This window comes from Streptomyces sp. NPDC021212, from assembly GCF_044332925.1.
Lineage (GTDB): Bacteria > Actinomycetota > Actinomycetes > Streptomycetales > Streptomycetaceae > Streptomyces.
The window spans coordinates 90629-116635 of sequence record NZ_JBIRPZ010000012.1; the positions used below are offsets into that span (position 1 = coordinate 90629).

Annotated in this window: 24 protein-coding genes; 13 read left to right on the forward strand and 11 right to left on the reverse strand. The window is 71.5% G+C overall.

The genetic code is table 11. The features are described from left to right. Positions 1-71 precede the first annotated feature (71 nt). A complete protein-coding gene (locus ACH4SI_RS30080) occupies positions 72-1580 on the reverse strand; it encodes a regulator (protein WP_398301114.1) in 1509 nt (502 codons plus the stop codon). A gap of 190 nt (positions 1581-1770) precedes the next feature. Between ACH4SI_RS30080 and lipB the strand changes: the two genes are divergently transcribed. The 4 genes from lipB to ACH4SI_RS30100 all read left to right on the forward strand — a co-directional run bounded on the left by lipB (position 1771) and on the right by ACH4SI_RS30100 (position 4804). Next, entirely contained in the window at positions 1771-2589 is an 819-nt protein-coding gene (lipB, locus tag ACH4SI_RS30085; protein ID WP_398301116.1) for a lipoyl(octanoyl) transferase LipB, read from the forward strand. A 148-nt stretch (positions 2590-2737) separates the two neighbouring features. Further along, entirely contained in the window at positions 2738-3682 is a 945-nt protein-coding gene (gene lipA / locus ACH4SI_RS30090) for a lipoyl synthase (protein ID WP_398301118.1), read from the forward strand. Between the two features lie 233 nt (positions 3683-3915). After that, positions 3916-4113 carry a hypothetical protein gene (locus tag ACH4SI_RS30095; RefSeq protein ID WP_398301120.1) on the forward strand — a complete coding sequence of 66 codons (198 nt, stop codon included), beginning with the start codon at positions 3916-3918 and terminating at the stop codon, positions 4111-4113. 10 nt (positions 4114-4123) lie between these two features. Then, the gene (locus ACH4SI_RS30100; RefSeq protein ID WP_398301122.1) at positions 4124-4804 is read left to right on the forward strand and encodes a DUF4191 domain-containing protein; all 681 of its coding nucleotides are present in this window, start codon (positions 4124-4126) and stop codon (positions 4802-4804) included. Positions 4805-4898: 94 nt separating this feature from the next. On the opposite strand, the gene ACH4SI_RS30105 is transcribed toward ACH4SI_RS30100, so the two are convergent. Further along, positions 4899-5366, reverse strand: coding sequence for an RDD family protein (locus ACH4SI_RS30105; protein WP_398301124.1), 468 nt, complete (start codon positions 5364-5366; stop codon positions 4899-4901). Between the two features lie 187 nt (positions 5367-5553). On the opposite strand from ACH4SI_RS30105, the gene glnA reads away from it, so the two are divergent. Continuing rightward, entirely contained in the window at positions 5554-6963 is a 1410-nt protein-coding gene (gene glnA / locus ACH4SI_RS30110; protein ID WP_398301126.1) for a type I glutamate--ammonia ligase, read from the forward strand. A gap of 412 nt (positions 6964-7375) precedes the next feature. Here the strand turns inward: glnA and ACH4SI_RS30115 are convergent, their stop codons facing one another. Both ACH4SI_RS30115 and ACH4SI_RS30120 read right to left on the reverse strand, forming a co-directional pair. Further along, positions 7376-7966: an Ig-like domain-containing protein gene (locus ACH4SI_RS30115; protein WP_398301128.1), complete on the reverse strand. Its 591-nt coding sequence runs from the start codon at positions 7964-7966 to the stop codon at positions 7376-7378. A 409-nt stretch (positions 7967-8375) separates the two neighbouring features. Continuing rightward, complete coding sequence (locus ACH4SI_RS30120) at positions 8376-9092, reverse strand: SDR family NAD(P)-dependent oxidoreductase (RefSeq protein ID WP_398301130.1); 717 nt, start codon at positions 9090-9092, stop codon at positions 8376-8378. A 72-nt stretch (positions 9093-9164) separates the two neighbouring features. Here ACH4SI_RS30120 and ACH4SI_RS30125 point away from each other — a divergent pair, with 72 nt between their 5' ends. After that, a complete protein-coding gene (locus ACH4SI_RS30125) occupies positions 9165-9704 on the forward strand; it encodes a MarR family winged helix-turn-helix transcriptional regulator (RefSeq protein ID WP_398301132.1) in 540 nt (179 codons plus the stop codon). Between the two features lie 268 nt (positions 9705-9972). On the opposite strand, the gene ACH4SI_RS30130 is transcribed toward ACH4SI_RS30125, so the two are convergent. Both ACH4SI_RS30130 and ACH4SI_RS30135 read right to left on the reverse strand, forming a co-directional pair. Then, positions 9973-10461, reverse strand: a complete 489-nt coding sequence (locus ACH4SI_RS30130; protein WP_398301134.1) for an inorganic diphosphatase — start codon at positions 10459-10461, stop codon at positions 9973-9975. A 53-nt stretch (positions 10462-10514) separates the two neighbouring features. Then, complete coding sequence (locus ACH4SI_RS30135; protein WP_398301136.1) at positions 10515-11174, reverse strand: TetR/AcrR family transcriptional regulator; 660 nt, start codon at positions 11172-11174, stop codon at positions 10515-10517. Positions 11175-11312: 138 nt separating this feature from the next. Here ACH4SI_RS30135 and ACH4SI_RS30140 point away from each other — a divergent pair, with 138 nt between their 5' ends. Next, a complete protein-coding gene (locus ACH4SI_RS30140; protein ID WP_398301138.1) occupies positions 11313-12347 on the forward strand; it encodes a medium chain dehydrogenase/reductase family protein in 1035 nt (344 codons plus the stop codon). Positions 12348-12443: 96 nt separating this feature from the next. After that, positions 12444-13070: a GntR family transcriptional regulator gene (locus tag ACH4SI_RS30145; protein WP_398301140.1), complete on the forward strand. Its 627-nt coding sequence runs from the start codon at positions 12444-12446 to the stop codon at positions 13068-13070. 69 nt (positions 13071-13139) lie between these two features. Here ACH4SI_RS30145 and ACH4SI_RS30150 read toward each other — a convergent pair whose 3' ends face one another. Both ACH4SI_RS30150 and ACH4SI_RS30155 read right to left on the reverse strand, forming a co-directional pair. After that, on the reverse strand, positions 13140-13943 hold the full coding sequence (locus tag ACH4SI_RS30150) for a carbon-nitrogen hydrolase family protein (protein ID WP_398301142.1): 804 nt from the start codon (positions 13941-13943) through the stop codon (positions 13140-13142). Positions 13944-14033: 90 nt separating this feature from the next. Beyond that, positions 14034-15389: an MFS transporter gene (locus ACH4SI_RS30155; protein WP_398301144.1), complete on the reverse strand. Its 1356-nt coding sequence runs from the start codon at positions 15387-15389 to the stop codon at positions 14034-14036. A 165-nt stretch (positions 15390-15554) separates the two neighbouring features. Here ACH4SI_RS30155 and ACH4SI_RS30160 point away from each other — a divergent pair, with 165 nt between their 5' ends. Beyond that, entirely contained in the window at positions 15555-16268 is a 714-nt protein-coding gene (locus ACH4SI_RS30160) for a DUF2848 domain-containing protein (protein WP_398301146.1), read from the forward strand. 141 nt (positions 16269-16409) lie between these two features. Here the strand turns inward: ACH4SI_RS30160 and ACH4SI_RS30165 are convergent, their stop codons facing one another. Then, the gene (locus tag ACH4SI_RS30165) at positions 16410-16850 is read right to left on the reverse strand and encodes an SPW repeat protein (RefSeq protein WP_398301148.1); all 441 of its coding nucleotides are present in this window, start codon (positions 16848-16850) and stop codon (positions 16410-16412) included. A gap of 132 nt (positions 16851-16982) precedes the next feature. Beyond that, positions 16983-17165: a hypothetical protein gene (locus ACH4SI_RS30170; protein ID WP_398301150.1), complete on the reverse strand. Its 183-nt coding sequence runs from the start codon at positions 17163-17165 to the stop codon at positions 16983-16985. Positions 17166-17548: 383 nt separating this feature from the next. On the opposite strand from ACH4SI_RS30170, the gene ACH4SI_RS30175 reads away from it, so the two are divergent. After that, entirely contained in the window at positions 17549-18121 is a 573-nt protein-coding gene (locus ACH4SI_RS30175; RefSeq protein WP_398301152.1) for a winged helix-turn-helix domain-containing protein, read from the forward strand. Positions 18122-18188: 67 nt separating this feature from the next. Here ACH4SI_RS30175 and ACH4SI_RS30180 read toward each other — a convergent pair whose 3' ends face one another. Next, a complete protein-coding gene (locus tag ACH4SI_RS30180; RefSeq protein WP_398301154.1) occupies positions 18189-20387 on the reverse strand; it encodes an MMPL family transporter in 2199 nt (732 codons plus the stop codon). A gap of 250 nt (positions 20388-20637) precedes the next feature. On the opposite strand from ACH4SI_RS30180, the gene ACH4SI_RS30185 reads away from it, so the two are divergent. The 3 genes from ACH4SI_RS30185 (at position 20638) to ACH4SI_RS30195 (ending at position 25942) form a co-directional block, all read left to right on the forward strand. Next, complete coding sequence (locus ACH4SI_RS30185; protein WP_398301156.1) at positions 20638-21915, forward strand: histidine kinase; 1278 nt, start codon at positions 20638-20640, stop codon at positions 21913-21915. Positions 21916-22034: 119 nt separating this feature from the next. Continuing rightward, positions 22035-22703, forward strand: coding sequence for a LuxR C-terminal-related transcriptional regulator (locus ACH4SI_RS30190; RefSeq protein WP_398301159.1), 669 nt, complete (start codon positions 22035-22037; stop codon positions 22701-22703). A gap of 101 nt (positions 22704-22804) precedes the next feature. Further along, positions 22805-25942, forward strand: coding sequence for an alpha-N-acetylglucosaminidase TIM-barrel domain-containing protein (locus ACH4SI_RS30195; protein WP_398301161.1), 3138 nt, complete (start codon positions 22805-22807; stop codon positions 25940-25942). Positions 25943-26007 lie beyond the last annotated feature (65 nt).

The window sequence follows — 26007 nt, forward strand, 5'->3', positions numbered from 1 at the left end:
GGCGCACCTCCCGGCGGTAGCCGGGGCGCGTGCCAGGCGTCGCGGGCCCGATACGACGGTGCGGACACCCCCTAGCCCAGGGCCGCGACCCGTTCGCGGTAGCCGCGGACCGGGGCCGCGTCCCGGTACGGCTCCAGGCGGCGTTCGAAGTCGCGTACGTAGTCCAGCGCCCGCGCCGACCGCATCTCGGACGCCTGCTGCGCCGCCTCCGCGCCCAGCGCGCACGCCTGCTCCAGCTCGCCGAGGCCCAGCCGGGCCGTGGCCAGCACCACCCGGCTGAAGAGGCGGCTGCGGGCGAATCCGGCGCCGCGCAGCCGCAACGAGCGCTCCGCGTGCTGGGCCGCGGCCCGGTACTGCTGGAGGTCCCGGTGGCAGTGGCCGAACTCGTCGGCCAGCTGCGCCTCGTCGAACGTCCGCACCCAGTACGGCACGTCGTCGCCCGGCCGCGACGTCTCCAGCGCCCGCTCGGCGCGGGCGAGCGAGGCGGTGCAGGCCCGTACCTCGCCGAGCACCGCGTGTCCGCGCGCCTCGACCGCGTGCAGCAGGGCCTGGAGCACCGGCGGGGCGCCGCCGCCCACGCCCTGCTGGGCCACCCTGGCGAGCTGGACGGCCTCCCGGCCGTGGCCCAGGTAGACGGCCTGGCGGCTCATGGTCACCAGCACATAGCTGCCGTACGGCCGGTCCCCGGCGGCCTGGGCGAGCCGCAGCGCCTGGACGAAATACCGCTGGGCCAGGCCGTGCGCGGCGATGTCGTACGACGTCCACCCGGCCAGCCGGGTCAGGTCCGCGACGGCGCCGAACAGCCGCCGGCCCATCGTCTCGCCGTACGTGCCGCGCAGCATCGGCTCGCCCTCGTGCTCCAGATAGCGCACCAGGGCCTGCCGGGCGTGGCCGCCGCCGTACGTCTGGTCCAGCGTCCGGAACAGCTCGCTGACCGAGCGCAGCGCCGCGATGTCGCCCGGGGTCACCCGGTGGCCGGGCCCGCGCTGGACCCGGTCCACCTGCCGCTGCCGGGGCACCGGCACCCGGTCGGCGGGGGCCGCCCCGGCGGACGCCGCCCGGCCCGCGGCGGGGCCCCGGCCGCCCGGGGCGGGGACGGCCGGGCCACCGGCCGCCGGGGGCTCGCCGCGGGCGACCCGGTCGTCGGGCCTGCCGATCAGCCAGTCCCGGCTGGGGACGACGAGCCCGGCCGGGGTGAAGGCGATCTTCCGCAGCTCCGCATGGCTGCCGGAGTCCTTCCGCCACAGCCCGCTGACGATGTCCACCGCCTCCTGCGGGGTCGCGGCGAACTCCAGCCCCGCGTAGACCGGCGCACAGGCGTCGAGCCCCAGGTCCTGGGCGGTCAGCCGGCGGCCCAGTCGCCGGGTGAAGACCTCGGCGATCAGCGCGGGGGTGGTGCCGCGCGGCTGCTGGCCGCGCAGCCAGCGGGTCACCGACGTCTTGTCGTACCGCAGGTCGAGGCCGTGCTCGATGCCGAGCTGGTCCACCCGCCGGGCCAGCCCGGCGTTGGAGAAACCTGCCTCGGAAATCAGCGCGGCGAGCTGACGGTTGGGGATGCGCTGCGGGGGTCGTTCCGTCATCAGCCTGCCGGTCTCCCTGATTCGCTCTGTGGAACGGCGTGAATTTAACTGGCTGTAGCGGGCTGATCCCGCTGGTCGGACTCCTTTCATCCGATCGTGTGAGAACGAGCCGGATACGGGCCGGAAAGCGCGCGGTCGTACAGTGGCGGAGGCACCGCCATCTGTTACGAGGTCCGAAGAGGAGCTTGCCGTGACCGCAACGTCCCCGGGGACGACCCCCGCTTCGCAGACGCGACTGCGCTACGTCCATCTGGGGTTCGGGGCGGAGGCCGTCGACTACCAGGAGGCGTGGCAGGAGCAACGCCGGGTGCACGCGGCCCGCTTCGCGGACGAGATCCCGGACACCTGTCTGCTGCTCGAGCACCAGGCCGTCTACACGGCGGGGCGGCGCACGCAGGACAACGAGCGCCCTCTCGACGGCACCCCGGTGGTGGACGTGGACCGCGGCGGCAAGATCACCTGGCATGGTCCGGGCCAGCTGGTCGGCTATCCGATCCTCAAGCTGCCGCGCCCGGTGGACGTCGTCGCGCATGTCCGGCGGCTGGAGGAGGCCATGCTGCTGACCTGCGCCGATTTCGGCGTGGAGGCCACCCGGGTGGAGGGCCGCAGCGGGGTGTGGGTGCTGGGCGACCCGATGGACCAGCGCCCGGCGCTCGGCGGGCTGAAGCTGGACTTCGACCCGCGGGTGGAGGACGAGGAGTTCGACCCGCGGCTGAACGGCCCCGAGTACGCCCCGTCCAACGCCGGACAGCGCCGTGAGGACCGCAAGCTCGGCGCGATCGGCGTGCGGGTCGCCAAGGGCGTGACCATGCACGGCTTCTCGTTCAACTGCGACCCGGACAACACCTCGTACGACCGGATCGTGCCGTGCGGCATCCGGGACGCGGGCGTGACCTCGCTCTCGGCGGAGCTGGGCCGGGACGTGTCGGTCGCCGAGGTGACCCCGGTGGTCGAGAAGCACCTGCGGGCGGTCCTGGAGTCCTCCGTAGCGCTGCCGCGCGCCGTGTAGCCGCGTAGCGCGCTCCGGGGAATGCGTCCCCCGACCTCACCGGTTGCCCTGGACGTAAATCCGTACGAATGACGGGCGTACCCTGGTGACCGCCGACGAATCGAAAGCCGCGCCACCCAGACTCGCCAAGCAAAGAGGAGTGCCGGACGTGTCCGCAGTCGCACCCGACGGACGCAAGATGCTGCGTCTGGAGGTCCGGAACAGCCAGACCCCCATCGAGCGCAAGCCCGAATGGATCAAAACCCGCGCGAAGATGGGTCCCGAGTACACCGAGCTGCACGGCCTGGTGAAGCGGGAAGGCCTGCACACGGTGTGCCAGGAGGCGGGCTGTCCCAACATCTTCGAATGCTGGGAGGACCGCGAGGCCACCTTCCTCATCGGCGGCGACCAGTGCACCCGGCGCTGCGACTTCTGCCAGATCGACACCGGCAAGCCGCAGCCGCTGGACCGCGACGAGCCGCGCCGGGTGGCCGAATCCGTGCGGACGATGGAGCTGCGCTACGCGACGATCACCGGCGTCGCCCGCGACGACCTGGACGACGGCGGCGCGTGGCTGTACGCGGAGACCGTGCGCCAGATCCACTCCCTCATGCCGGACACCGGCGTCGAGCTGCTGATCCCGGACTTCAACGCGGACCCCGACCAGCTCACCGAGGTCTTCTCGTCCCGCCCCGAGGTGCTCGCGCACAACGTGGAGACGGTTCCGCGGATCTTCAAGCGCATCCGCCCCGGCTTCCGTTACGAGCGCTCGCTCGAGGTCATCACCAAGGCCCGCGAGGACGGTCTGGTCACCAAGTCCAACCTGATCCTCGGCATGGGCGAGACCCGCGAGGAGATCAGCCAGGCGCTGCAGGACCTGTACGACGCGGGCTGCGAGCTGATCACGATCACCCAGTACCTGCGCCCCTCCGCCCGGCACCACCCGGTGGAGCGCTGGGTCAAGCCGCAGGAGTTCGTGGAGCTGAAGGAAGAGGCGGACGAGATCGGCTACGCCGGTGTCATGTCCGGCCCCCTCGTCCGTTCGTCGTACCGCGCGGGGCGCCTGTACCAGCAGGCCATCGACCAGCGTGAGAGCGCGGCGCAGGCGGTCTGACAGGGGTTGCGGCACGGGCCGGTGTGACCAACACGCTGTGTGAGTACGGGCACACCGGCCCTTCTGTACGTTCAAAAAACCGCAGGTCACAGCGGCGATAGAAGCCCTCCCCGAGGCTTCACCGGTGTTTGACCGACCAGTCACACACTGGTAACACCGTTGGGTAACGATAAAACCACGCAGCGCTCATAGCCGCGTGCATCGTGATAATCCGCCGCTCCCAAGGGGTACCCATGCCGGCTGCGCCCGTACGCCCGTCCGTGACCGACGCACTGCTCGCCTTGGAGGGGCTGCTGCTGCGCAGCGGCCAGCGCACGGCCCGGCGCAACGCCTGGACCGCGGTCCTGGAGGACCGTCGCCGCGCCAAGGACCGGACCGAGGCCCAGCATGTACTGGAGGCCGTGTCCACCGGGGCTTCCCAGGCCACGTAAACTTCGCCTTATGGCGCGGAAGGAAACATCCGAGAACCCCGGGCGACTGAAGCAGATCGCCCTGACCTACAAGATGACCAAACGGGTCGACTCGAAGGTCGGCCTCGTGGTTGCCGGCGTGGGGATCATCACCTTCGGTGTCCTCCTCGCCATCGGCTTCCTGATCGGTCACCCCATCTTCCTGGGCATCCTGGGCTTCGTCCTGGCGTTCCTCGCGATGGCGATCATTTTCGGCCGCCGTGCCGAGCGGGCGGCCTTCGGTCAGATGGAGGGCCAGCCGGGCGCGGCCGCCGCCGTTCTGGAGAACGTGGGCAAGGGCTGGTCGGTGACCCCGGCGGTGGCGATGAACCGCAATCAGGACGTCATCCACCGGGCCGTCGGCAAGGCGGGCATCGTGCTCGTGGGCGAGGGCAACCCGAACCGGCTCAAGGGCATGCTGGCCGCCGAGAAGAAGCGCATGGCCCGCATCGTGTCGGACGTCCCGGTGCACGACGTGATCGTCGGCACCGGCGAGGGCCAGGTGGAGATCAAGAAGCTCCGCACCACACTGCTGAAGCTGCCGCGGGTGCTGCCGGGCGCGCAGGTGACGGTCGTGAACGAGCGGCTGCGGGCGCTGGGCGACCTCATGAGCAACATGCCGATTCCGAAGGGCCCGATGCCCAAGGGCATGCGCATGCCGAAGGGCCGCTGAGACGCCAGCCACTGAGACTCCACGTAACAAAGGCGGCCCGGGACAGGAAGTCCCGGGCCGCCTTTCGTATGCAATCAGGTGTCCTGTGCCGCTCCTACACGCGGATCTGCACGGCCCGCGAGAGCCGGTCGTGCAGCCCGCGGGTGTCGCGGTCGAAGACGACCGCGGGGATGACGAGCACCAGCAGCACGCTGCGCAGCACGGCCCGCGGCAGGCTGAGCCGCACCCCGCCCTCGCCGACCACGCGCAGCCGCAGCAGCAGCTTGCCGGGGGTCGCGCCGACGGTGCCCACGGTCAGCAGGCTGAGCACGAGGAAGACGAGCAGCGCCCAGTTCCCGGCGACCTGGGGATTACGGTCGGCCAGCAGCGCGTACGAGACGAGCACGCACAGGGCCCAGTCGATGAAGAGCGCCCCGAAGCGGCGCCCGAGCGGCGCGATCGCGCCCGGTCCGCTCTCGGGCAGCCCCAGCCCCTGGCCGCGGTAGCCCAGGTCGACGCCCATCTCCTCGGCGGCCGCGCGGGGGCCGGAAAGCCAGGATCCGATTGCTTGCCTCTTGTCCACGCCCATACGGTACTGCGGCCCTCCGCATACGCCCGTAACGGCCCTGACCCGGTTAACCTGGGTGAAACAAATGGGTCATGCCAGGGAAATCCCGCCTGCTTATCGTCGGCGACAGCGCGCCACCACCCCCTGGACCGCGCGACCGAACAAACCCCCGTCCCCCTGCGGCCGGGCTAGGAGGAGTTGGATGTTCCAGAACGCCGACGACGCTCGGAAGTTCATCTCGGACGAGGACGTCAAGTTCGTCGACGTCCGCTTCTGTGACCTTCCCGGCGTCATGCAGCACTTCACCGTACCGGCGGAGGCGTTCGACCCGCACGAGGAGCTGGCCTTCGACGGCTCGTCGATCCGCGGCTTCCAGGCGATCCACGAGTCGGACATGGCGCTGCGTGCCGACCTGTCGACGGCCCGTGTCGACCCCTTCCGCCGCGACAAGACGCTCAACATCAACTTCTTTATCCACGACCCGATCACGGGCGAGCAGTACAGCCGCGACCCGCGCAACATCGCCAAGAAGGCCGAGGCCTACCTCGCCTCCACCGGCATCGCGGACACCGCGTACTTCGGCCCCGAGGCCGAGTTCTACGTGTTCGACAGCGTGCGCTTCGAGACCAAGGCGAACGAGGCCTTCTACCACATCGACTCCGAGGCGGGCGCCTGGAACACCGGTGCGCTGGAGGACAACCGCGGCTACAAGGTTCGCTACAAGGGCGGCTACTTCCCGACCCCGCCGGTCGACCACTTCGCCGACCTGCGCGCCGAGATCAGCCTGGAGCTGAACAAGGCGGGCCTCCAGGTCGAGCGCCAGCACCACGAGGTGGGCACCGCCGGCCAGGCCGAGATCAACTACAAGTTCAACACGCTGCTGGCCGCGGCCGACGACCTGATGCTGTTCAAGTACATCGTCAAGAACGTGGCGTGGAAGAACGGCAAGACCGCGACCTTCATGCCGAAGCCGATCTTCGGCGACAACGGCTCGGGCATGCACGTCCACCAGTCGCTGTGGCAGGGCGGCTCCCCGCTGTTCTACGACGAGCAGGGCTACGCGGGCCTCTCGGACACCGCCCGCTACTACATCGGCGGCATCCTCAAGCACGCCCCGTCGCTGCTGGCCTTCACCAACCCGACGGTGAACTCCTACCACCGCCTGGTCCCGGGCTTCGAGGCGCCGGTCAACCTGGTGTACTCGCAGCGTAACCGCTCGGCCGCGATGCGCATCCCGATCACGGGCTCCAACCCGAAGGCCAAGCGCGTCGAGTTCCGCGCCCCGGACTCCTCCGGCAACCCGTACCTGGCCTTCTCCGCGCTCCTGCTCGCGGGCCTGGACGGCGTCAAGAACAAGATCGAGCCGGCCGAGCCGATCGACAAGGACCTCTACGAGCTGGCCCCCGAGGAGCACGCGGGCGTCCCCCAGGTCCCGACCTCCCTCCCGGCCGTCCTCGACGCGCTCGAGTCCGACCACGAGTTCCTCCTCCAGGGCGGTGTCTTCACCTCCGACCTGATCGAGACGTGGATCGACTACAAGCGCACCAACGAGATCGCTCCGCTGCAGCTGCGTCCGCACCCGCACGAGTTCGAGCTGTACTTCGACGTGTGATCGACGTGTGATCGACGCGCCTCAGCCGCGCATCGGGGCCGCCACCCGTGAGGGGGCGGCCCCGCCACGTTTGCGGGACCGCCGCGGAAGCGGTCCTCCCCCTGCGGAGTTGGGGGCCGGGTGTCATCGCACGCTGCGGGCGGGACGTGGCGGTGCTTCGACGCCTGGAGCGGCTCCTGGAAGGATGTGACCAGGGGCAACGAGTTGAGGTCTGTCGGATCCTGGCCGCTTCACTAGGAGAGGCTGGAAGAACGGATCCGCGGGACGAACTGCCGCCCAGCGAGCCAGTGGCGCGGTGAGTTTCAGGCCTCAGGGCAGCAGATAAGACCCGCGGGTCCTCGACGTTGACTGAGCCCCGCCGCTGCCCTTTGGGCGGTGGTGGGGCTCAGTGCTGGGTGCTCCTGGGGGCCGCCTAGGAGGCGGGGATCACCGTGTGGGTGTCGGTGCCGGAGGACGGCAGGAAGGACGCGTCGCCGCTGTAGATGGCGACCACGGGGTGGGTGCCGATGCCCAGGGTGCTGAGCGTCAGCGTGGCCACGCCGGCCGTCACGGGCTGGGTGAACAGGCCACCGCCCGAGCCGCCGATGACGAAGGTCATCGTGCCGGTCGGGGCGCCCGCGCCGGGGGCGACCGGCGTGACGGTGGCCGTGAACGTCACCGGCGCACCGAGCGTCGACGGGTCCGGGGTGGACACCACCGATGTCGTCGTCGAGGCATGGACGACCGCGATGACGGTGGAGCCGGTGGAGGAGAGGAAGTTGTTGTCGCCGCTGTAGGTGGCGACGACGGGGTGGACGCCGGCGCTCAGCCCGGAGGCGACGACCGAGGTCGTGCCGCCGGACAGGGTCCCCGTCAGGATGGGGCCGCCGGTGATGGTGAAGGTGACGGTGCCGGTGGGGGTTCCGGCGCCGAGCGGGATCACGGTGGCGGTGAGTGTGACCGACTGCCCGAACGTCGCCGGGTTCGGCACTGCCGTCACCAGGGTGATGGTGGGGGTAGCCATGATGGCCCTCCAAGTGAGGTGAGGTGGTGGGCCGTTGGTCGCCAGGTCGGCGCCTTGATCGGGGCGCGGCGGCGCATCGGATGCCAGGGGGTGCACACTGACGGCGATCGACGCCGGGGCCTGCCCGCGTCACCGTCCCCCGGCGGATGTGGAACCCACCGGTCTGTAGCACCAGTAGGCGCGCGGGTGATGGCTCAACGCCAGGTACGCGGGGGTGAATTGCCCTGAATGGCGCAGCGCTCAGCGGCTCGCGCCGGGTGCGCCGCGGGTACCGTCGAGCGCGGGTTTCCCGACCCGTGCGCACCGCGCGGGCGCTGTGCGGGCGGGGTGCGTGTGCGCTTCGAGGGGGCACGTACGGGGCCGGGGCGCGGCGGCACGGAGGCGTTCCGTACCGCCACGCCGGGCTCGGTCACCGCGTGGTGAAGGCTCCGCCGTTGACGTGGAGGGTCTGGCCGGTGATGTGCCGGGCGCCCGGGGAGGCGAGGAAGACGGCCGTCCGGGCGATGTCGTCGACCGTTCCCGGCCGCTTGTTGTGCGTCTCCTCCACGAGCGCGCGGCGCCGGTCGTCGGTCATCTGGCCGCGGAAGAAGTTGGTGCCCTCGATGTATCCGGCGGAGATGACGTTGCAGGTGACGCCCTTCGGGGCGAGTTCGGCGGACAGGGTGGCGTTCCACGCGGCGAGCGCGGCCTTGGCCGCTCCGTAGGAGCCGCCTTTGCGCTCGGCCCCGATCGAGCCGATGCTGATGACGGAGCTGTCGCCGGTGAGTTTGTCCCGCACCGAGGCGGTGGTCAGGACCGCGGTGAGCAGGTTCTGCGTCAGGCTGGAGTGCCACTGGGCACGCAGCTCTTCGAGGGGCGACGCCTCGCCGGATCCGGCTTCGGGCAGCCCGCCGGCGGCGTTGACCAGAACGTCCAGCTCTCCCACGCGGGCGGCGAGTTCGGCGACCTGTCCGGGGTCGGTCGCGTCGCAGACGACGCCGTGCACGTTCAGCTCCCCGGCGGTGCGAGTGACGGTGTCGGAGTGGCGTCCGGTGATGAAGACCTCCGCGTCCTCGGCGGCGAAGGTCGCGGCGACGGCGCGGCCGATGCCGCTGGTGCCGCCGGTGACGAGTACGGTGCGGGGCACTGTTCCTCCTGCTCGCTGCTATGTTGAGACCTACATTTAGATCTAAACATACGAGGGCCGGAGGATCACACCGTGGCCGATACCACCGCAGCTCCCGGGGAACCCGGACCCGCCCATTCCGCCGCCGAGATCGCCGCGGCGTGGCGACGGGAACGGCCGGGCACACCGACGTCGTCCATCGAGGTCGCCACGCCCATCTGGCAGCTGGCCAAGCTCTTCGCCGACGACCGCAACCGGGTGCTGCGCGAGGCGGGGATCGACGCGGCCACCCTCGATCTGCTGTCCGTCATCCGCCGCTCCGGGCCGCCGTACACGCTCAGCACCCGTGAGATCGCGCGGCGGACGCTGGTCACCGCGGGGGCGATCTCCCAGCGCGTCGCCCGCGCCGAACGCGACGGACTGGTCGAGCGGGCGCCGGGGACCACGGGTCGCCGGACCGTTCTGGTGAAGCTCACGGCCGAGGGGCACGCGCTCATCGAGCGGTCCGTCGACCAGGTGCTCGGCCAGGAGGCGAGGCTGGTCGAGGGCCTGTCGGAGGACGAACGCGCCACCCTCACCTCGCTGCTGAACAAGCTGATGGCCGACGTACGACGGCACACCGCCGCGGAGTAGGCCGTCGGCTGGGGTTGGACTTTCGGCAGTGTCCGGGCGGGCCCCGGACTACGTAGCGTCAGCCCGGTGAAGACGATTGCGCGGGTCGTAGGACAGGGCCGCCTGGCGGCGGCGGGGGCGGCCGTGGGGGCCGGGTTGAGTGTGTGGAGCCTGTGGTGGCTGGTGCCCACCGTCGTGGCCGCGTTCCGGGTGGGGCGGGGGCGCGGGCGGACGGCAGGGCGAGGATGGGACGTTGGTCAGGGTTGACGAGAGGCTTCGCACTCTCCGCTCAGGCCGCGCGGGCGCGGGAGGCGGCTATTTCGGCGTACGCCTGCTCGCGGCCCTCCCAGTGGGATCCCTCGACGGACTTGCCGGGTTCGAGGTCCTTGTAGACGTCGAAGAAGTGGGTGATCTCCATGCGGTCGAACTCGGGCACGTCATCGATGTCCTGGACGTCCGCATAGCGCGGATCGTGGGCGGGCACGCACAGGATCTTCTCGTCCGGCCCCTTCTCGTCGCGCATGCAGTACATGCCGATGGCCCGGCACAGGATCACGCAGCCGGGGAAGGTGGGCTCGCCGACGGTGACCAGGGCGTCGAGCGGGTCGCCGTCCCGGCCGAGGGTGTGGTCGATGTAGCCGTAGTCGGCCGGGTACTTCGTGGCGGTGAACAGCATCCGGTCCAGCCGGATACGCCCGGCCTCGTGGTCCATCTCGTACTTGTTGCGGGACCCCTCGGGGATCTCCACGACGACGTCGAATTCGGCGGCGGACTCCATCGCGACCTCCGGTCACCGGTGGGCGTGCTTCCAGTGTGCGCCGTGCGAGCGTCTCACGCACCGCGTACGAGGGCGCCGACCTCGGCCTCGAAAAGCGCCGCCGGATCGAAGCCCATACCGCTGAACTGGCCTTGCACCTCAAGGCTGATCACCCCGTGCAGCCGGGTCCAGGTGGCCAGGGCGCGACTCTTCAGCTCGCCGCCCGGCTCCGGGCCGGGGGCCCAGGGGCCCACGCCCTCCAGCTGCCGCGCCAGCTCGGCTTCGAGCGGGGTCGGGGCGGCGGGGCGGTCCAGGGTGGCGCAGGCGTCGAGGATGGTACGCATCAGGATGCCCGCGATCTCGGTGGTCTCGGCGGGTGCCCGGTAACCGGGCACCGGCGTGCCGTAGATGAGCAGATAGCGGTCGGGCTGCCGCTTGGCCCAGTCGCGCAGGGCGTGGGCGAGGGCGCGGAAGCGGTCGGCGGGGGCGGCGGCGTCGACGGCCGCGGAGGCGACCGCGGCCAGATCGCGGTAGGCGTCGGTGATCAGCTCGGTCAGCAGCTCGTCCCGGCCCGCGAAGTAGCGGTAGAGCGCGGGGCCGGTCATGCCCATCGCCTTCGCGATCGCGTTCACCGAGATTCCCGCCGTGCCCGACTCGGCGAGCTGGGTCAGGGCCACGGCCTTGGCCTCCTCCCGCGTCTGCTGCCGGTAGCGCTCTCGCCGTGCTGTGGCCATGGGCGCGCCCTTCCCTTCTCGTGCGGATCTCGTGCGGACCGGAAAAACGGGGCTTGACACATCGAGGGTAACAGGTTCATTGTTTCGTTAGAAGTTCTCACAGTCGAGAGAAGACCTCACGAGAGCGGGGCCCCCGCCATGCCGTCACTCACCGAAGTCGTCCTGCCCGGTCCGGTGGATCCGGAGGGGCTCCAGCTCCGCACCGGCCCGATGCCCGAGCCCGGCCCCGGCCAGGTCCTGGTGGCCGTCGAGGCGTCCGGGGTCTCCTTCGCCGAGCAGCAGATGCGCCGCGGCAAGTACTACGACCAGCCGCCGTTCCCCTTCGTCCCCGGATACGACCTGGTGGGCACGGTCGCCGAGACGGGCGCGGGGGTGGATCCGGGACTGCGCGGGCGCCGGTTCGCCGTACTGACCAAGGTCGGCGGATGGGCCAGCCATGTGCCGGTCGACGCGGGCGATCTGGTCGCCGTGCCGGACGGGGTGGGCGCGGCCGAGGCCGAGACGGTGGTGGTCAACGGGATCACGGCGTGGCAGATGCTGCACCGGGTGGCCGGGGCCCGCGCCGGAATGACCGTGCTGGTCCACGGGGCCAACGGCGGGGTGGGCTCCACCCTGGTCCAGCTCGCCCGCCGCGCCGGTATCGCGGTCATCGGCACCGCCTCGCCCCGCCACCACGACGCGGTGCGGGCGCTGGGCGCCACCCCCGTCGACTACCGCGACCCGGATCTGGCCGCGCGGGTGCGCGAGCTGGCGCCCGGCGGGGTGGACGCGGTGTTCGACCACATCGGCGGCGAGGGCATCGTGGACTCGTTCCGGCTGCTGGCCCGCGGCGGCACGCTCGTCTCGTACGGCACGGCGGCCACCCGGGACGTGCCCGGCTCGTCCAGGGCGCCGGTCCTCAAGCTGCTCGCCCGGCTCGCGCTGTGGAATCTGCTGCCCAACGGCCGCAAGGCGCATTTCTACAATCTGTGGGCCGGCAGGCGGCGGCGCGCCGCCTACCAGGCGCGGATGCGCGAGGATCTGGGCCAGGTCTTCGCGCTGCTCGCCGGCGGTGAGTTCACCGCCCAGGTGGCCGCGCGGATCCCGCTGGCCGAGGCCGCGCGGGCGATGCGACTGGCGGAGTCCGGCACGGTCACCGGCAAGGTCGTCCTCGTGACGGGACCGGGCTCATGAGCGATGACCGGCAAGGGCTCGTGAACGCCGGGCTCCTGGCCCTCCTCGCCGTGATAATTTTCGTATACGAATGGTATGCGAGGAGGCATGGGCCCAGTGCAGTCCGGACGAGAAAAGGCGTACGAGTTCCTCAAGGAGATCGTGCTGACCGATCCCGACATGCAGGGCAGGTTCCTCACCGAACAGGAGATCGCCGACCGGATCGGCATCTCCCGGACCCCCATCCGCGAGGCGCTGCTGCTGCTCGCAGCCGAGGACCTGGTCCAGTTGGTGCCCAAGCGGGGAGCGCACATCGCGCCGCTGTCCGGCCGGGAGATCACCGAACTGATGGAGTTGCGCGGGATCGTCGAGCGCTATGCCGCGGAGCAGGCCATCGAGCAACGGAAGGTGCCGGTCGAGAAGCTGACGGAGTTGCTGGAGCGGCAGCGCGGGCTGAGCGGGCCCGAGCAGGCCAAGGAATTCATCGCCGTGGACCACCTCTTCCACGCGACCATGGTCGCCGCGGTGGGCAACGAACTCCTCAACCGGCACTACGACGGGCTGCGCAGCCGTCAGATCCGGGCCGGCGTGGTGGCGCTGTACACCCGGACCGGCCGCCAGGAGGCGGTGCTCGCCGAGCACCGGGCGATCCTGGACGCGATGGCCTCCGGCGACCCGGAGGCGGCGCGCGCAGCGATCAGCGGTCACCTGGAGTCGACGCTCAAGGTGCTCCTGGCGGGCTGACCAGGGCTCCCCCGGCTACCGCCGAAGGGCCGCCGGGCCGGTGCTCCGCCGCGCCGGCCCGGAGCGTGCTCAGATCTCCTTGCCGAGCCTGCGGTTGGCCAGGACGGACACCGTGCGCCGTACGGCGGTGACCTCGTCCGTGTCGACGTCCGCCACCAGCAGCCCGGGGGCTGCCTCCAGTCGCTCCCGTACGGTGCCGTCGGGGCCGACGAGGGCGCTGTACCCGATGCCGGTGGGGGCGGAGCCGGTGGTGGACAGGCCGGATGCCGCCGGATCGGCCTGTCCCACGGCGGCCAGCCATACGGTGGCGTCCAGCGCCCGCGCCCGGGTCAGCAGCTCCCACTGCTCACGCTTGCCGGGGCCCGCGCCCCAGGAAGCCGGAAGCAGCGACAGCACCGCGCCCGCGTCGGCGTGCGCCCGGAACAGCTCGGGGAACCGCACGTCGTAGCAGGTGGCGAGGCCGATCCGGACGCCGTCCAGCGCGAAGGTCACCACCTCCGAGCCCGGGGCCACGTTCTTGGACTCCGCGAAACCGAAGGCGTCATACAGATGGATCTTGTCGTACGCGGCCTCGACACCGAGGCCGGTGGCCAGCAGGGTGTTGGTCACCCGGCCGTCGGGGGCCGGGGTGAACATACCCGCCACGACGACCAACCCCGCGTCCTCCGCGATCCGCCGGACCTCGGTGGCCCACGGCCCGTCCAGCGGTTCGGCCAGCGGGCCCAGCCGGGTGCCGAAGCACGCCATGGCGGCTTCCGGGAAGACAGCGATCCGGGCGCCGTCCGCCGCCGCGCGCAGGGCCTGCTCGCGCAGGGTGACAAGGTTCGCCTTCGGGTCCGGGCCGGTGGTGATCTGGCTCAGTGCGATGCGCATGAAGTGTGTTGCCTTCCCTGGTTGGCGCGGTGGGTGACGTGGCGATGATGCCCCGCCCGGGGCAGGCCCGCCCGGGGCGGGGGTGGTGCGTCAGCCGAGCGCGGCGGACGAACGGTGCTGTGCGGCCACGCCGTCCGGCTCCTCGTCCTCGGCGGGCGCCGCGTCCCGGCCCAGCCACAGCCCGGCGACCGTGGCCACCGCCGTGACCGCGATGTAGAGCGCCAGCGGCAGCCAGGCGCGATACGTACCGAGCAGCGTCGTGAACAGCAGCGGCGCGACCGCCCCGCCGACGACTCCGGCCAGGGTGTACGCGAGAGAGGAGCCCGTGTAGCGCAGCCGCGGTGAGAACTGCTCGGCGATGAAGGCCGCCTGCGGCCCGTACATCAGCGAATGGATGACCAGCGCCACGACCACGCCCAGGGTGAGCAGCGCCCAGCTGCCGCCCGCGACCAGCGGGAAGAAGACGAAGGGCCAGACGCCCGCAGCGACGGCGGAGACCCCGTACAGCCACCGGCGGTTGACGCGGTCGGAGAGCGCCCCGGCCAGCGGAATCAGGAAGATCTGGAGGGAGGAGCCGATGAGGACGGCGGTCAGCGCGGAGCCGCGCGACATGCCCAGTTCCCCGGTGGCGTAGGTGAGCACGAAGACGGTGAACATCGCGTAGAGCACATCGGGGGCGATCCGGCAGAGGATCGCGGCGGTCAGCGCCCGGGGCTGGGAGGTGAACACCTCGCGCACCGGCGCCTCGGGGCGGTCCTGCGCGGCCTCCATCGCCTTGAAGACCGGGGTCTCCTCCAGCTTGGCGCGGACCCACAGCCCGAACACCACCAGCACGCCGGAGAGGAGGAACGCCACTCGCCAGCCCCAGGACAGGAACTGGTCCTCCGTCAGCGCGGCGCCCAGCCCCGCGAGCACCCCGTTGGCGAGCAGATTGCCCGCAGGCGGTCCGACCTGCGCGGCCGAGGCGTAGAAGCCGCGCCGTCGCGGATCGCCGTACTCGCTGGACAGCAGCACCGCACCGCCCCACTCGCCGCCGACGCCGACGCCCTGGGCGAAGCGCAGCAGCACCAGGGCGGCGGGGGCCGCGACGCCGACTGTGGCGTAGGTGGGCAGCAGCCCGATCAGCAGGGTCGCGGCGCCGATGAGCACCAGGGTCGCGATGAGCACCTTCTTCCGGCCGATCACATCGCCGAGCCGGCCGAAGACGAAGCCGCCCAGCGGGCGGGAGACATAGCCGACGGCGTAGGTGGAGAACGCCAGGAGGGTGCCGGTGAACGGGTCCTTGGAGGGGAAGAACAGGTCGCCGAAGACCAGCGCCGCGGCGGCGGAGTAGACGGCGAAGTCGTACCACTCCAAAGCGGTTCCGGTCAGGCTGGCGACGAAGGCGCGGCGGACCGCGGATCCGTCGGCCCGGGGCGCTGGTGCGCTCGTGGAGGTGCGCTGCATGGTCCGTCCTCGGGGTGGTGCGGGGTGGGTGCGTGATGTGGGTGCGTGCTCGGTGAGTGCGTCCGGGTGGTTGCGCGATGCACGGCTTCCGGCATACTTGTTGTATACCAAGCGTATGCGCAACCCCCTTGAGGGAAGTTCCTCGCGATCTGGAGAGCACGCCCCATGACGACGCAGCCCCCGCAGTCCCCCCACCCCGCCCTGACCTTCGAGCTCCCCGACGGCTCCACCCGGCACGTGGAGGTCGTCCAGGTGCTCAACGCGGGCTATGCCGGGCGCAGCCAGGATGACGTGGCAGCCCATGTCGCCGAACTCGCCGAGCTGGGCGTCCCCGCCCCCAGCGTCACGCCCGCCCTCTACCCCATCGCCCCGTATCTGGCCCAGCAGACCGGCCGGGTCAGCGTCCAGCACGGCCGCACCTCGGGCGAGGCGGAATGGGCCCTGATCGTGGCCGACGGCGGGGAGCTGCTGCTCACCGCCGCCTGCGACCACACCGACCGGGAGCTGGAGGTGCACGGCGTGGCCTGGAGCAAGAACGCGGGCCCCGATGTGCTGGCCGCCCGCGCCTGGCCCCTCGCGGACGTGGATGCCCGGCTGGACGATCTGACGCTGCGGGCCTGGGTCACCCATGACGGCGAGGAGACCGAGGTGCAGAGGGGCACCCTCGCCGAGCTGCTGCCGCCGTCGTACTGGGTCGAGGTGCTGCGCGAGCGCGGCGATCTGGTGCCGGGCACGGTGCTGATCTCCGGGACCATCCCGATGACGGAGGGTGTCGACCAGTTCGCCGACCGCTGGCGGGTGGAGCTGGGCGATCCGGCCACCGGCGACACCATCGCCTGCTCCTACGACGTGGTCCCGATGCCGGAGCCGATCGGCTGATGACGCGCACGCCGTCGACACGCACGCCGTCGACGCGCACAACGCACAACACCGTCGGCCGCACCCCCTTCGCGGGTGTGCGGCCGACGGCCTTGTCCGTTGTGCCTCGTAGCGTCTGATTCCGTGGCGTTCAGTTCTCGGTCAGGTCTCCCGTCCCTTCCGCATCACCACGCCGGCGGCGATCAGGCCGAACAGGCAGGTGAGGGCGCCGATGAGCACGTTGTTCCAGATCATCCCGGCATCCGGTCCCCTGGCAACGACCCAGGGAGAAATGATCATCCATACACCGATCGCGGACATGGCCCAGCACAGGCTGTACATCCTCCTCGGCGCCGATGTGAGGCCGATGCCCAGCAGGGCGATGGCCAGGCCGAGGACGAGGTTGTTGACCATGAGGTCGGGGCTGGTGCTCGAGAAGTGCACCACCCAGGGGGAGATGGCGAAGTACAGGCCGGCAAGCAGCACCGGCCCGTCGAGGAAGACAACGTCCCGCGCGTCCATCATGCGAGCGAAGCGCTCACGCATCTCGGACACGTCGGGGTGGCCCTTGAGATCACCTCGGGTACGTGAGACGTCGGCCATACGACTCGCCTCCTTCGTTCCATGCAAGTCTGACCGCGCAGTGCGGCAATACCGCCGCACCACCATTGTGCGCCTCGACTTGCTTTATAGGTAGATGTCTGGATGGCTCCGCTGTCGCCCCATTCCGCACGGTCAGGCCCGGCACCGGGCCCCGTCGGCGAGCACGGTCTCCTCGACCCGGCGGAACCGGGCCTTGCACCCGGCCACCGCGGTGTCGATGGTCTTGGCGACGACCGGGTGCAGGGCGGTGCCGAACCCCTGGCGGTCGAAGGCGTCGGTCAGGGTGTCGGAGTATTCGACCACGATGTGCGGCATGAGCAGGGCTCTCATCAGCGCGGTGAGGCGGGTGGGGTGGCGTGGGGTGGCGTGGGCATCGTCGCACTCCGCCCGGGGGCCGAGCGCCCCGGCCCGTTCTTCTGCTTCAATAGGGGCATGGTCAGCCTCCTCAACGCCGCGACGGGTCGTCTCGACCTCGAGCCGTTCTGGCCGTCCCGGCAGGCGCACCACTTCGACCGCGAGTGTTGCCGCGCATCCGTTGCGCGGGCCCGCTCGCTCGGCTGCTGACGCCGCCCCACCCGGCCGCATCAGCGTTCCGCCCGGCCCCGGGGTGTTCCTGATCCCCGTTCCGGGCTCCCTCGGCCCAGCCCGCGCGCATTGACGTCCACCGACGCCCCCTTAGCGCGAAAGAGCTGACTCCCATGACGAACGTCCGTAGCCTCTCCGCCTCCCCTTCCACCTCCGCCGCGGCCACCGCCGTGCCCGGGCGGCCCCCGCTCGCCGGTCGCCAGCGGCTACGAGCCGTCGCCCGGGACGAGGTGCCCCCCGTCGACGACCTGCTGCACCCCGGCGCCACCTGGCTGCCCGCTCCCCCGCACACCGTCCCCGCCCTCCCCGGGCAGCCGCCGATGATCGGCTATCTGGTGCTGGTCCCGGCCGACCAGCGGGAACCCCAAAGCACTGCCCCCACTCCGGTCACCACCGACGACGGCCCGGTGCGGATCGACCCCGATCAGCGGACCGTGCAGGTCGCGGGGCGCCCGCTCGACCTCACCTATCTGGAGTTCGAGCTGCTGGCCCATCTCGTCGCCCGTCCGCACCGGGTGCACACCCGCGATCAGCTGGTGACGACGGTGTGGGGGTACGGGCACGTGGGCGACGGCCGGACCGTGGACGTCCATGTCGCCCGGCTGCGCCGCAAGTTGGGCGCGGAGCACCGGGGCTCGATCGTGACGGTGCGGCGCGTGGGCTACAAGTACGTGCCGACCGCTTAAGCGGCGAAAAGCGCCGTACGGGCCATGACCGGCCCGTACGGCGCTCGTGCGATCGGGGTCAGCAGGGTCAGCGCTTGGCGCCCACCAGCGGACGGGCCTCCTCGGCCGCCGGGGCCTCGCCGTGGCTGACGCTCGGCAGCCACCGCAGCGCGCGCGGCAGATACCAGCTGCGGTCGCCGAGCAGCGCCATCAGCGAGGGCAGCAGCAGCATCCGTACGAGCGTGGCGTCCACCAGCACCGCGACCGCGAGCCCGACGCCCATCTGCTGCATGTCCTGCATCCGCAGCAGCGCCAGGACCGAGAAGACCGCGACCATGATCGTGGCCGCCCCGGTGACGGAACCCGCCGTGGTGCGGATGCCCTCGCGGATCGCGTCGCGCGTCGCCAGGCCCCGGTCGTGCGCCTCACGGATCCGCGAGACCACGAAGACGTGGTAGTCCATCGACAGCCCGAAGAGGATGACGAGGACGAACAGCGGCACCCACGACTCGATCGCCCCGGCCGGCTCCATGCCCAGCAGCTCCGCGCCCCAGCCGTGCTGGAAGACGGCGGTCATGGTGCCGTACGCGGCGCCCACCGACAGCAGGTTGAGCAGGATCGACACGATCGCGATCGGGAGCGAACGGAAGCACACCAGCATCAGCAGGAAGGTCACGGCGGCGATGAAGAGGAAGACCGGCGCGATGTCGGTCTTCAGCTGGTCGGTGAAGTCCCGGCTCTGGGCCAGCTCACCCCCCACGTACGCCTCGTCGGACACCGGGCCGAGGACGTCCGGCACCAGGTCGTCGCGCAGGGTGTCCAGCGCCCGCCGCGACTGCGCGTTCTCGCCGTTCCCCGCGAGCGGCACCTCGATACGGGCCACCCCCTGCTCGGCGTGCAGCTCGACCTCGACGGCCTTGCCGAAGCGACCGGAGTCGGCCAGCTGCTTCTTGAAGTCGGTGACGGCCGCGCCGAAGCGGGGCGAGGCGATGTCGTCGGCCCGCACCACCACCTGGGCCGGGGCCGGGCCGCCCGGGAACGCTCCGGTGATCTCCTTGTACGCCACCGTCAACGGGGCGTCCGAGCCGAACTGCTTCTCCATGCCCAGCTGTTCGGTCTTCATCCCGAGCGCCGGGGCACACAGGACCAGCAGCAGAGCGCCCGAGAGGGCGGCGAACAGCTTCGGCCTGGCCAGCACGGGCTTCATGAGCGTGCCGGTGATCCCGCCGCTCGCCTGGACACCGGCGCCCTTGCGGCGGCGGTTCAGCAACGGCACCCGTCCCTTGTCGATCCGGTCGCCGAGCCAGGACAGCATGGCGGGCAGGACCGTCACCGACCCCAGCATGGCCATCAGGACGACCAGCAGGGTGGCGACCGCGAAGCCCTGGAAGAGCATCAGCCCGGACAGGAACATGCCCGACATCGCCAGCATGACCGTGATCCCCGAGACCAGCACCGCCCGGCCGCTGGTCTCCGCCGCGATGCGCAGCGCGGTCTCCGCGTCCCGGCCGGCGGCCCGCTCGTCCCGCTCGCGCCGCAGGTAGAACAGGCAGTAGTCGACGCCGACTGCCAGCCCGACCAGGAACATCACGGAGTTCGTGGAGTCGTACAGCGGCAGCTGGTGGCTGACCAGGGCCAGCAGCCCGAAGGTACCGATGCAGGCGGTCACCCCGAGCAGCACCGGCAGCAGGGCCGCGACCAGCGCCCCGAAGACCACCAGCAGGATGCCGAGCGCCAGCGGGACGGCCGTGAACTCGGCCTTCTTGAAGTCGTCCTTCAGCATGCCGTCGAGTTCGTGCTGCGCGGTGGCGTCGCCGAACTCATGGGCGGTGATCCCCGAGTGCGCGGACTCGGTCGCCGCCACCGCGTCCAGGACGGGCTTCACCCGCTCCCCCGCGGTGTCCGGATCGCCCTTCATCGTGAAGGTGACCAGCCCCTCGCGGCCACTGGCCGAGCGCACCGGAGGCTGGATCCGTGCGGTCTCGCCGGTCTTCTCCAGGCGGGTGGAGAGATCGCGGGCCGCGGTCCGCCAGCCGTCCGGGTCCGCGCTGCGCAGCATCACCATCTCGCCGGCCGGGGTGCTGAGCCCGGCGTCCTCGAGGATCTTCTGGGCACGTGCGGAGTCGCCCGCGCCGTTCTCGGAATTCGTCATCTGCCGGGATCCGGACATGCCGCCGACGACGGCGACGACCACCACGAACAGCAGCCATCCGATGATCGCGGACTTGCGGTGGCGGGTGCTCCACCCGCCGAGCCGCACGGCCAGGCCTCGCCTCGTTGTGCTCATGGCGTCTCTCCACTGGGGATGTGTCGGATACGGACCGGATCGGTCATGTCCAAGACGCTAGAAAAAGGCGGCTTCGCGCCCCAGCCGGGCAACCCCCGAATCCCCGAGGCATAGGGCGAGGCCGGGGGGGTGGTGTCAGGTGTACCCCCGCGCGGGGCGCGGCCCCCGTGACCGATCATGCGGCGTCCAGCAGACTGAGGACAGCGAAGAGCGGCAAGCCGCACAACCGAAGAAGCCTGGAGGGCGTGGGATGAAGGTCCGCAGCAGATTGTTGGCCTGTTTACGGGGGCTCGCCCTGACGTTCGTCACGCTCGCGGGGTCGGTCACGCTGTTCGTGCTGACGGTGCTGTCCCTCGTCCTCATGCTGCTGGGCCTGGGTGTTTTCACCACCCCGGTGATGATCGACCTGCTGCGCAAGCACGCCAATCAGCGCCGGCTGCTGGCCGCCCAGTGGTCCGGGGTCCAGATCCGGCTGCCCTACCGGCCGCTGCCCGCCGACCGGCGTTCCGGTCCGACCGGACAGGTGGAGCTGTGCACCCATCTGCTGAAGGACCCGGCGACCTGGCGGGACCTGCTGTGGCTGCTCGTCGACATGACGGCTGGCTGCGTCATCGCGCTGCTGGCCTGCGCCTTCCTGCCGTACGGGGTCGAGGGCTGGGTGCTGGCCGCCGGGGTCTGGGAGCCGATCGTCGACGCGGGCGGCACGTACTGGTACGCGTTCGTCCCCGTGGAATCGCAGACGACCGCGAACCTCGCCGCCCTGACCGGCGTCGGTTTCGCCCTCCTCGGCCTGTTCGCCTCGCCCGTCCTGCTGCGCGCCCACTTCCTGCTGTGCCGCGCCTTCCTCGCCCCCACCCCGCAGATGGCCCTCGCCGAGCGCGTCGAGCGGCTGACCGAGACCCGGCACGACGCCGTGGACACCTCGGCCGCCGAGCTGCGCCGCATCGAGCGCGATCTGCACGACGGCGCGCAGGCCCGGCTCGTCGCCATGGGCATGAGCCTGGGCACCATCGAGGCGCTGATCGAGAAGGACCCGGCCAAGGCCAAGGAACTCCTCGCGGCGGCCCGTACCAACTCCGCCGAGGCCCTGGCCGAGCTGCGCGATCTGGTCCGCGGCATCCACCCGCCGGTCCTGGCCGAACGCGGCCTGGGCGACGCGGTGCGCGCCCTCGCCCTGCGGATGACCATCCCGGTGGAGACGGAGGTGGAGCTTCCGGGGCGGTTCGAGGAACCGGTCGAGGCGGCAGCGTACTTCGCCGTCAGCGAGATCCTCACCAACGCGGCCAAGCACTCCGGCGCCGCGCGCATGTGGCTCGACATCCACCACGAGGCCGGGATGCTGCGCATCGCGGTCACCGACAACGGCGGCGGCGGCGCCCGCATCGCGCAGGGCGGCGGCCTCAGCGGCATCGAGCGGCGGCTGGGCGCCTTCGACGGCGTCCTCGCCGTCAGCAGCCCGCCCGGCGGCCCCACCATGGTGACCATGGAGATCCCCTGCGCCTCGACCGCCCCGCGCCCCACCGTCTGAGCCCGGCGGTCCGAGCCCGGCGGTCCGAGCACCAACGGGGACCGTACGACGGTACATTCGACGCATTCGGCCCGGCAGTCCGTGTCCGTTCCGGGCCCGATGACGTCATGGAGCCCGCCGTGCGCGTAGTCGTTGCCGAGGATCTGTTCCTGCTCAGGGACGGACTGGTGCGAATGCTGGAGGCCTACGATTTCGAAATCGCGGCCGCCGTCGAGAGCGGACCGGAGCTGACGCGGGCGCTGGCGGAGCTGAAGCCGGACGTGGCCGTGGTGGACGTACGGCTGCCCCCGTCGTTCACCGACGAGGGCCTGCAGTGCGCGCTGGAGGCCCGGCGGGAGCGGCCGGGGCTGCCCGTGCTGGTGCTGTCGCAGCACGTGGAGCAGTTGTACGCGCGGGAGCTGCTGGCCGACGGGAGCGGCGGGATCGGCTATCTGCTCAAGGACCGGGTCTTCGACGCGGACCAGTTCATCGACGCGGTGCGGCGGGTCGCCGAGGGCGGTACGGCGATGGACCCGCAGGTGATCTCGCAGCTGCTGTCCCGGCGCTCGCAGGACCGGCCGATGGGGCATCTGACGCCTCGGGAGCGCGAGGTGATGGAGCTGATGGCGCAGGGGCGGTCGAACGCGGCGATCGCGGCGCAGCTGGTGGTCACCGAGCGGGCCGTCGCCAAGCACACCTCCAACATCTTCGGGAAGCTGGGCCTGCCACAGTCCGACGACGACAACCGCCGGGTGCTGGCCGTGCTGGCGTACCTGGACCGGGGGCGTACGGAGGCAAGCGGGGGCTGACAAGCGCTTCCCCCGGCGCGCGCGCCCCATTGCTCCCGCCCCGCATCGCTGGTTAAGTGCCCTGCGCACTACAACCGTTGGCTTTGTCCGTTGGGGGGCGCATGAGCGACCTGAGCAGACGCACGCTGATCGGAACCGCCGGAGCACTCGGGGCCGGTGCCGCGTTAGGGGCCCACTCCCCCGCGCTGGCCGATACGCCACAGCCACCACAGAACGCCGCACAGGACACCGCCGTGACCGCCTTCTCCACCGCGCCCGCGCACGCCGCGCTGCGACGGCTGCTGCCCGAGCACGCCGGGCAGTTCCGGCTGGAGGCGCTGCCGAAGGGGACGAAGGAGCGGTTCGAGGTCACGGGGTCGGCGGGGCGGATCACCGTGGCGGGGACGAGCCCCGCGGTGCTGCTCACCGGCGTCCACTGGTACCTCAAGTACACCTGCCACGCCCAGATCACCTGGGCGGGCGATCAGCTGGAGCTGCCGAAGCGGCTGCCCGCGCCGGACGCCACCGTCGAGCGGTCGACCGCGCTGCCGCACCGCTTCGCGTTCAACGACACCCACGACGGCTACACCGCCCCGTTCGCCGACTGGGACCGCTGGGAACACCTGATCGACGTCGCGGCCCTGCACGGCTGCAACGAGCTGCTGGTCACCGCGGGCCAGGAGGCCGTCTACCACCGGCTGCTCCAGGACTTCGGCTATACGGACGCGGAGCTGCGCGCCTGGCTGCCCACCCCGGCCCACCAGCCGTGGTTCCTGATGCAGAACATGAGCGAGTTCGGCGGCCCGGTGTCCACGGCGCTCCTGGAGAAGCGGACCGACTTGGGGCGGCGCATCGCCGACCGGCTGCGGGAGCTGGGCATGCGGCCCGTCTTCCCCGGCTACTTCGGCACCGTCCCCGACGGCTTCGCCGACCGCAACCCGGGGGCGCGCACCGTGCCGCAGGGCGACTGGAACGGGCTCCGGCGGCCCGACTGGCTCGACCCGCGCACCGACGCGTTCCACGAGGTGGCCGCGGCCTTCTACCGCCACCAGCACGACCTGTTCGGCGCGTGCGACCTGTTCAAGATGGACCTCCTGCACGAGGGCGGCAACGCCGGTGACGTCTCGGTGCCGGACGCCGCGCGCGCCGTCGAAAAGGCCCTCCAGACCGCCCGCCCCGGTGCCATCTGGGTGATCCTGGGCTGGCAGGCCAACCCCCGGCGCGACCTCCTGGACGCCGTGAACCACGACCACATGCTGGTCGTGGACGGTCTGTCGGACCTGGACACGATCACCGACCGGGAGAAGGACTGGGGTTCGGTGCCGTACGCGTTCGGCACCATCCCCAACTTCGGCGGCCGTACGACGGTCGGCGCCAAGACCCACATCTGGGCGCAGCGGTTCACCGTCTGGCGGGACAAGCCGGGCAGCAAGCTGGCAGGCACGGCGTACATGCCGGAGGCGGTCGAACGCGATCCGGCGGCGTTCGAGCTGTTCAGCGAGTTGGCGTGGCGGGATCAGGCGGTGGACCGGGACGAGTGGTTCCGTACCTACGCCGATGTCCGCTACGGCGCGCCGGACGGGAAGGCGCGGGAGGCGTTCGCGGCGCTGCGCGACACCGCGTACCAGATCAGCAGCAAGGACGGCCGCCCCCACGACTCCGTCTTCGCCTCCCGGCCCTCGGTCGCCGCGCGCTCCGGCACCTACTACGCCACCCATGTGCCCGCCTTCGACATCGCCCGCTTCGACGCGGCCCTGGCGGCGCTGCTGGGGGTGCGGGCGGGGCTGCGCGACAGCGACGCGTACCGCTACGACCTCGCCGACACGGCGCGGCAGGCGCTCGCCAACCGCTCCTGGCAGCTCGCCCCGCAGCTCTCGGACGCGTGGGCCCGCAAGGACCTGGAGACCTTCCGGGCGCTGTCCCGGCTGTGGCTCAAGCTGATGCGGCTGAGCGACGACATCACCGGCACCCACCGGCGTCTTCTCCTCGGCCCCTGGCTGGAGGACGCCAAGCGGATGGCCTCGGGCGAGGAGGAGGCCGTACAGCTGGAGTACGCGGCGCGCGCCCTCCTCACCACCTGGGCGGACCGGGGCGCCGCGGACGGCGGCAAGCTCGCCAACTACGCCAACCGCGACTGGCACGGCCTCATCGGCGACTTCCACGTGCCCCAGTGGCAGACCTACCTGGACGAGCTGGAGGACGCGCTCGCTCAAGACCGCGCGCCGCGCGCCTTCGACTGGTACACGGTCGAGGAGCCGTGGACGCGGGAGCGCAAGAGCTATCCGGTACGGCCGGTGGCGGACCCGTGGCGTACGGCGCGCCGGGTGCACGACGTGCTGGCCAAGGCCCCGTACCAGGGAACGCTGACCGTCGGCACAGAACCGGGGACGCTGCCACCGGGCGGCGCCGCGGTCATCACCGCGACCCTGCGCAACGTCAACGGGCTGCGGGCCACCGGCCGCGTCGACTTCGACCTGACCGTGACCACCCTCGACCCGGCGCCGCAGGGCCCCACCTCGCTGCCGTCGGTGCCCGCGGCGGGCAGCGGCGAGGTCCACTGGCGGGCCACCGCGCCCGACGACCCGCCGGCCGATCCGCTGAAGCCGTATCCCTACGAGCTGGCCGTGCAGTACGGGCCGCGTGGCGAGGACCGGGTGCGGGCGGTGCGCACCGGCTCCCTGTGGGTGGCGGGTCCGCTGGCCGACGGCTGGAAGACGGTCACCAACAACGGTGCGGTCTTCGGGCAGTTGGGCGAGCGGTTCGCGATCGACGGGGCGGGCCAGGACCTGTGGAAGGCCACCGCGGAGTTCGGCGCGGCGTACCGGGAGGGCGTGCTGCGGACGGGGGCGGCGGTGACGGTGAAGGTGGACGCGCAGGCCGTCACCGGGCCGTGGGCCCGCGCCGGGATCATCGTCCGCAACGCGCTGGCGACGGCGGGCTCGCCGGGGTTCCTGAACCTGTCGGTCACGCCCGCCAACGGGGTCGTCCTGTCCTACGACGCGAACGGTGACGGCACGCTGGACACCTACCAGCGGGTCACGGGCGTGAAGGCGCCGGTGCTGCTGCGGCTGACGCGCGCCTCCGCCACCTCGTACACCGGCGAGCTGTCGACCGACGACGGCGCGAACTGGCGCAAGGTGGCCACGGTGACCGTGCCGGGCGCCACGGCCGCGCAGGACGCCGGGCTGTTCATGAGCGCGGCCCACGGCGGCAGCGGGGCGCGCGGCACGGTCGAGTTCAGCGGCTGGCGCGTGAGCTGACGTAACGCTCACCCTCAGGGCTCCGCCGCCGCTTCCGGTGGCGGAGCCGCCCGCTTTGTGACCTA

Coding starts and splice junctions, on each gene's coding strand:
- ACH4SI_RS30080 (WP_398301114.1), bottom strand. CDS start 1,580: ATGACGGAACGACCCCCGCAGCGCATCCCCAACCGTCAGCTCGCCGCG.
- ACH4SI_RS30095 (WP_398301120.1), top strand. CDS start 3,916: ATGCCGGCTGCGCCCGTACGCCCGTCCGTGACCGACGCACTGCTCGCC.
- ACH4SI_RS30100 (WP_398301122.1), top strand. CDS start 4,124: ATGGCGCGGAAGGAAACATCCGAGAACCCCGGGCGACTGAAGCAGATC.
- glnA (WP_398301126.1), top strand. CDS start 5,554: ATGTTCCAGAACGCCGACGACGCTCGGAAGTTCATCTCGGACGAGGAC.
- ACH4SI_RS30115 (WP_398301128.1), bottom strand. CDS start 7,966: ATGGCTACCCCCACCATCACCCTGGTGACGGCAGTGCCGAACCCGGCG.
- ACH4SI_RS30130 (WP_398301134.1), bottom strand. CDS start 10,461: ATGGAGTCCGCCGCCGAATTCGACGTCGTCGTGGAGATCCCCGAGGGG.
- ACH4SI_RS30135 (WP_398301136.1), bottom strand. CDS start 11,174: ATGGCCACAGCACGGCGAGAGCGCTACCGGCAGCAGACGCGGGAGGAG.
- ACH4SI_RS30140 (WP_398301138.1), top strand. CDS start 11,313: ATGCCGTCACTCACCGAAGTCGTCCTGCCCGGTCCGGTGGATCCGGAG.
- ACH4SI_RS30150 (WP_398301142.1), bottom strand. CDS start 13,943: ATGCGCATCGCACTGAGCCAGATCACCACCGGCCCGGACCCGAAGGCG.
- ACH4SI_RS30155 (WP_398301144.1), bottom strand. CDS start 15,389: ATGCAGCGCACCTCCACGAGCGCACCAGCGCCCCGGGCCGACGGATCC.
- ACH4SI_RS30160 (WP_398301146.1), top strand. CDS start 15,555: ATGACGACGCAGCCCCCGCAGTCCCCCCACCCCGCCCTGACCTTCGAG.
- ACH4SI_RS30165 (WP_398301148.1), bottom strand. CDS start 16,850: ATGGCCGACGTCTCACGTACCCGAGGTGATCTCAAGGGCCACCCCGAC.
- ACH4SI_RS30170 (WP_398301150.1), bottom strand. CDS start 17,165: ATGCCGCACATCGTGGTCGAATACTCCGACACCCTGACCGACGCCTTC.
- ACH4SI_RS30175 (WP_398301152.1), top strand. CDS start 17,549: ATGACGAACGTCCGTAGCCTCTCCGCCTCCCCTTCCACCTCCGCCGCG.
- ACH4SI_RS30180 (WP_398301154.1), bottom strand. CDS start 20,387: ATGAGCACAACGAGGCGAGGCCTGGCCGTGCGGCTCGGCGGGTGGAGC.
- ACH4SI_RS30185 (WP_398301156.1), top strand. CDS start 20,638: ATGAAGGTCCGCAGCAGATTGTTGGCCTGTTTACGGGGGCTCGCCCTG.
- ACH4SI_RS30195 (WP_398301161.1), top strand. CDS start 22,805: ATGAGCGACCTGAGCAGACGCACGCTGATCGGAACCGCCGGAGCACTC.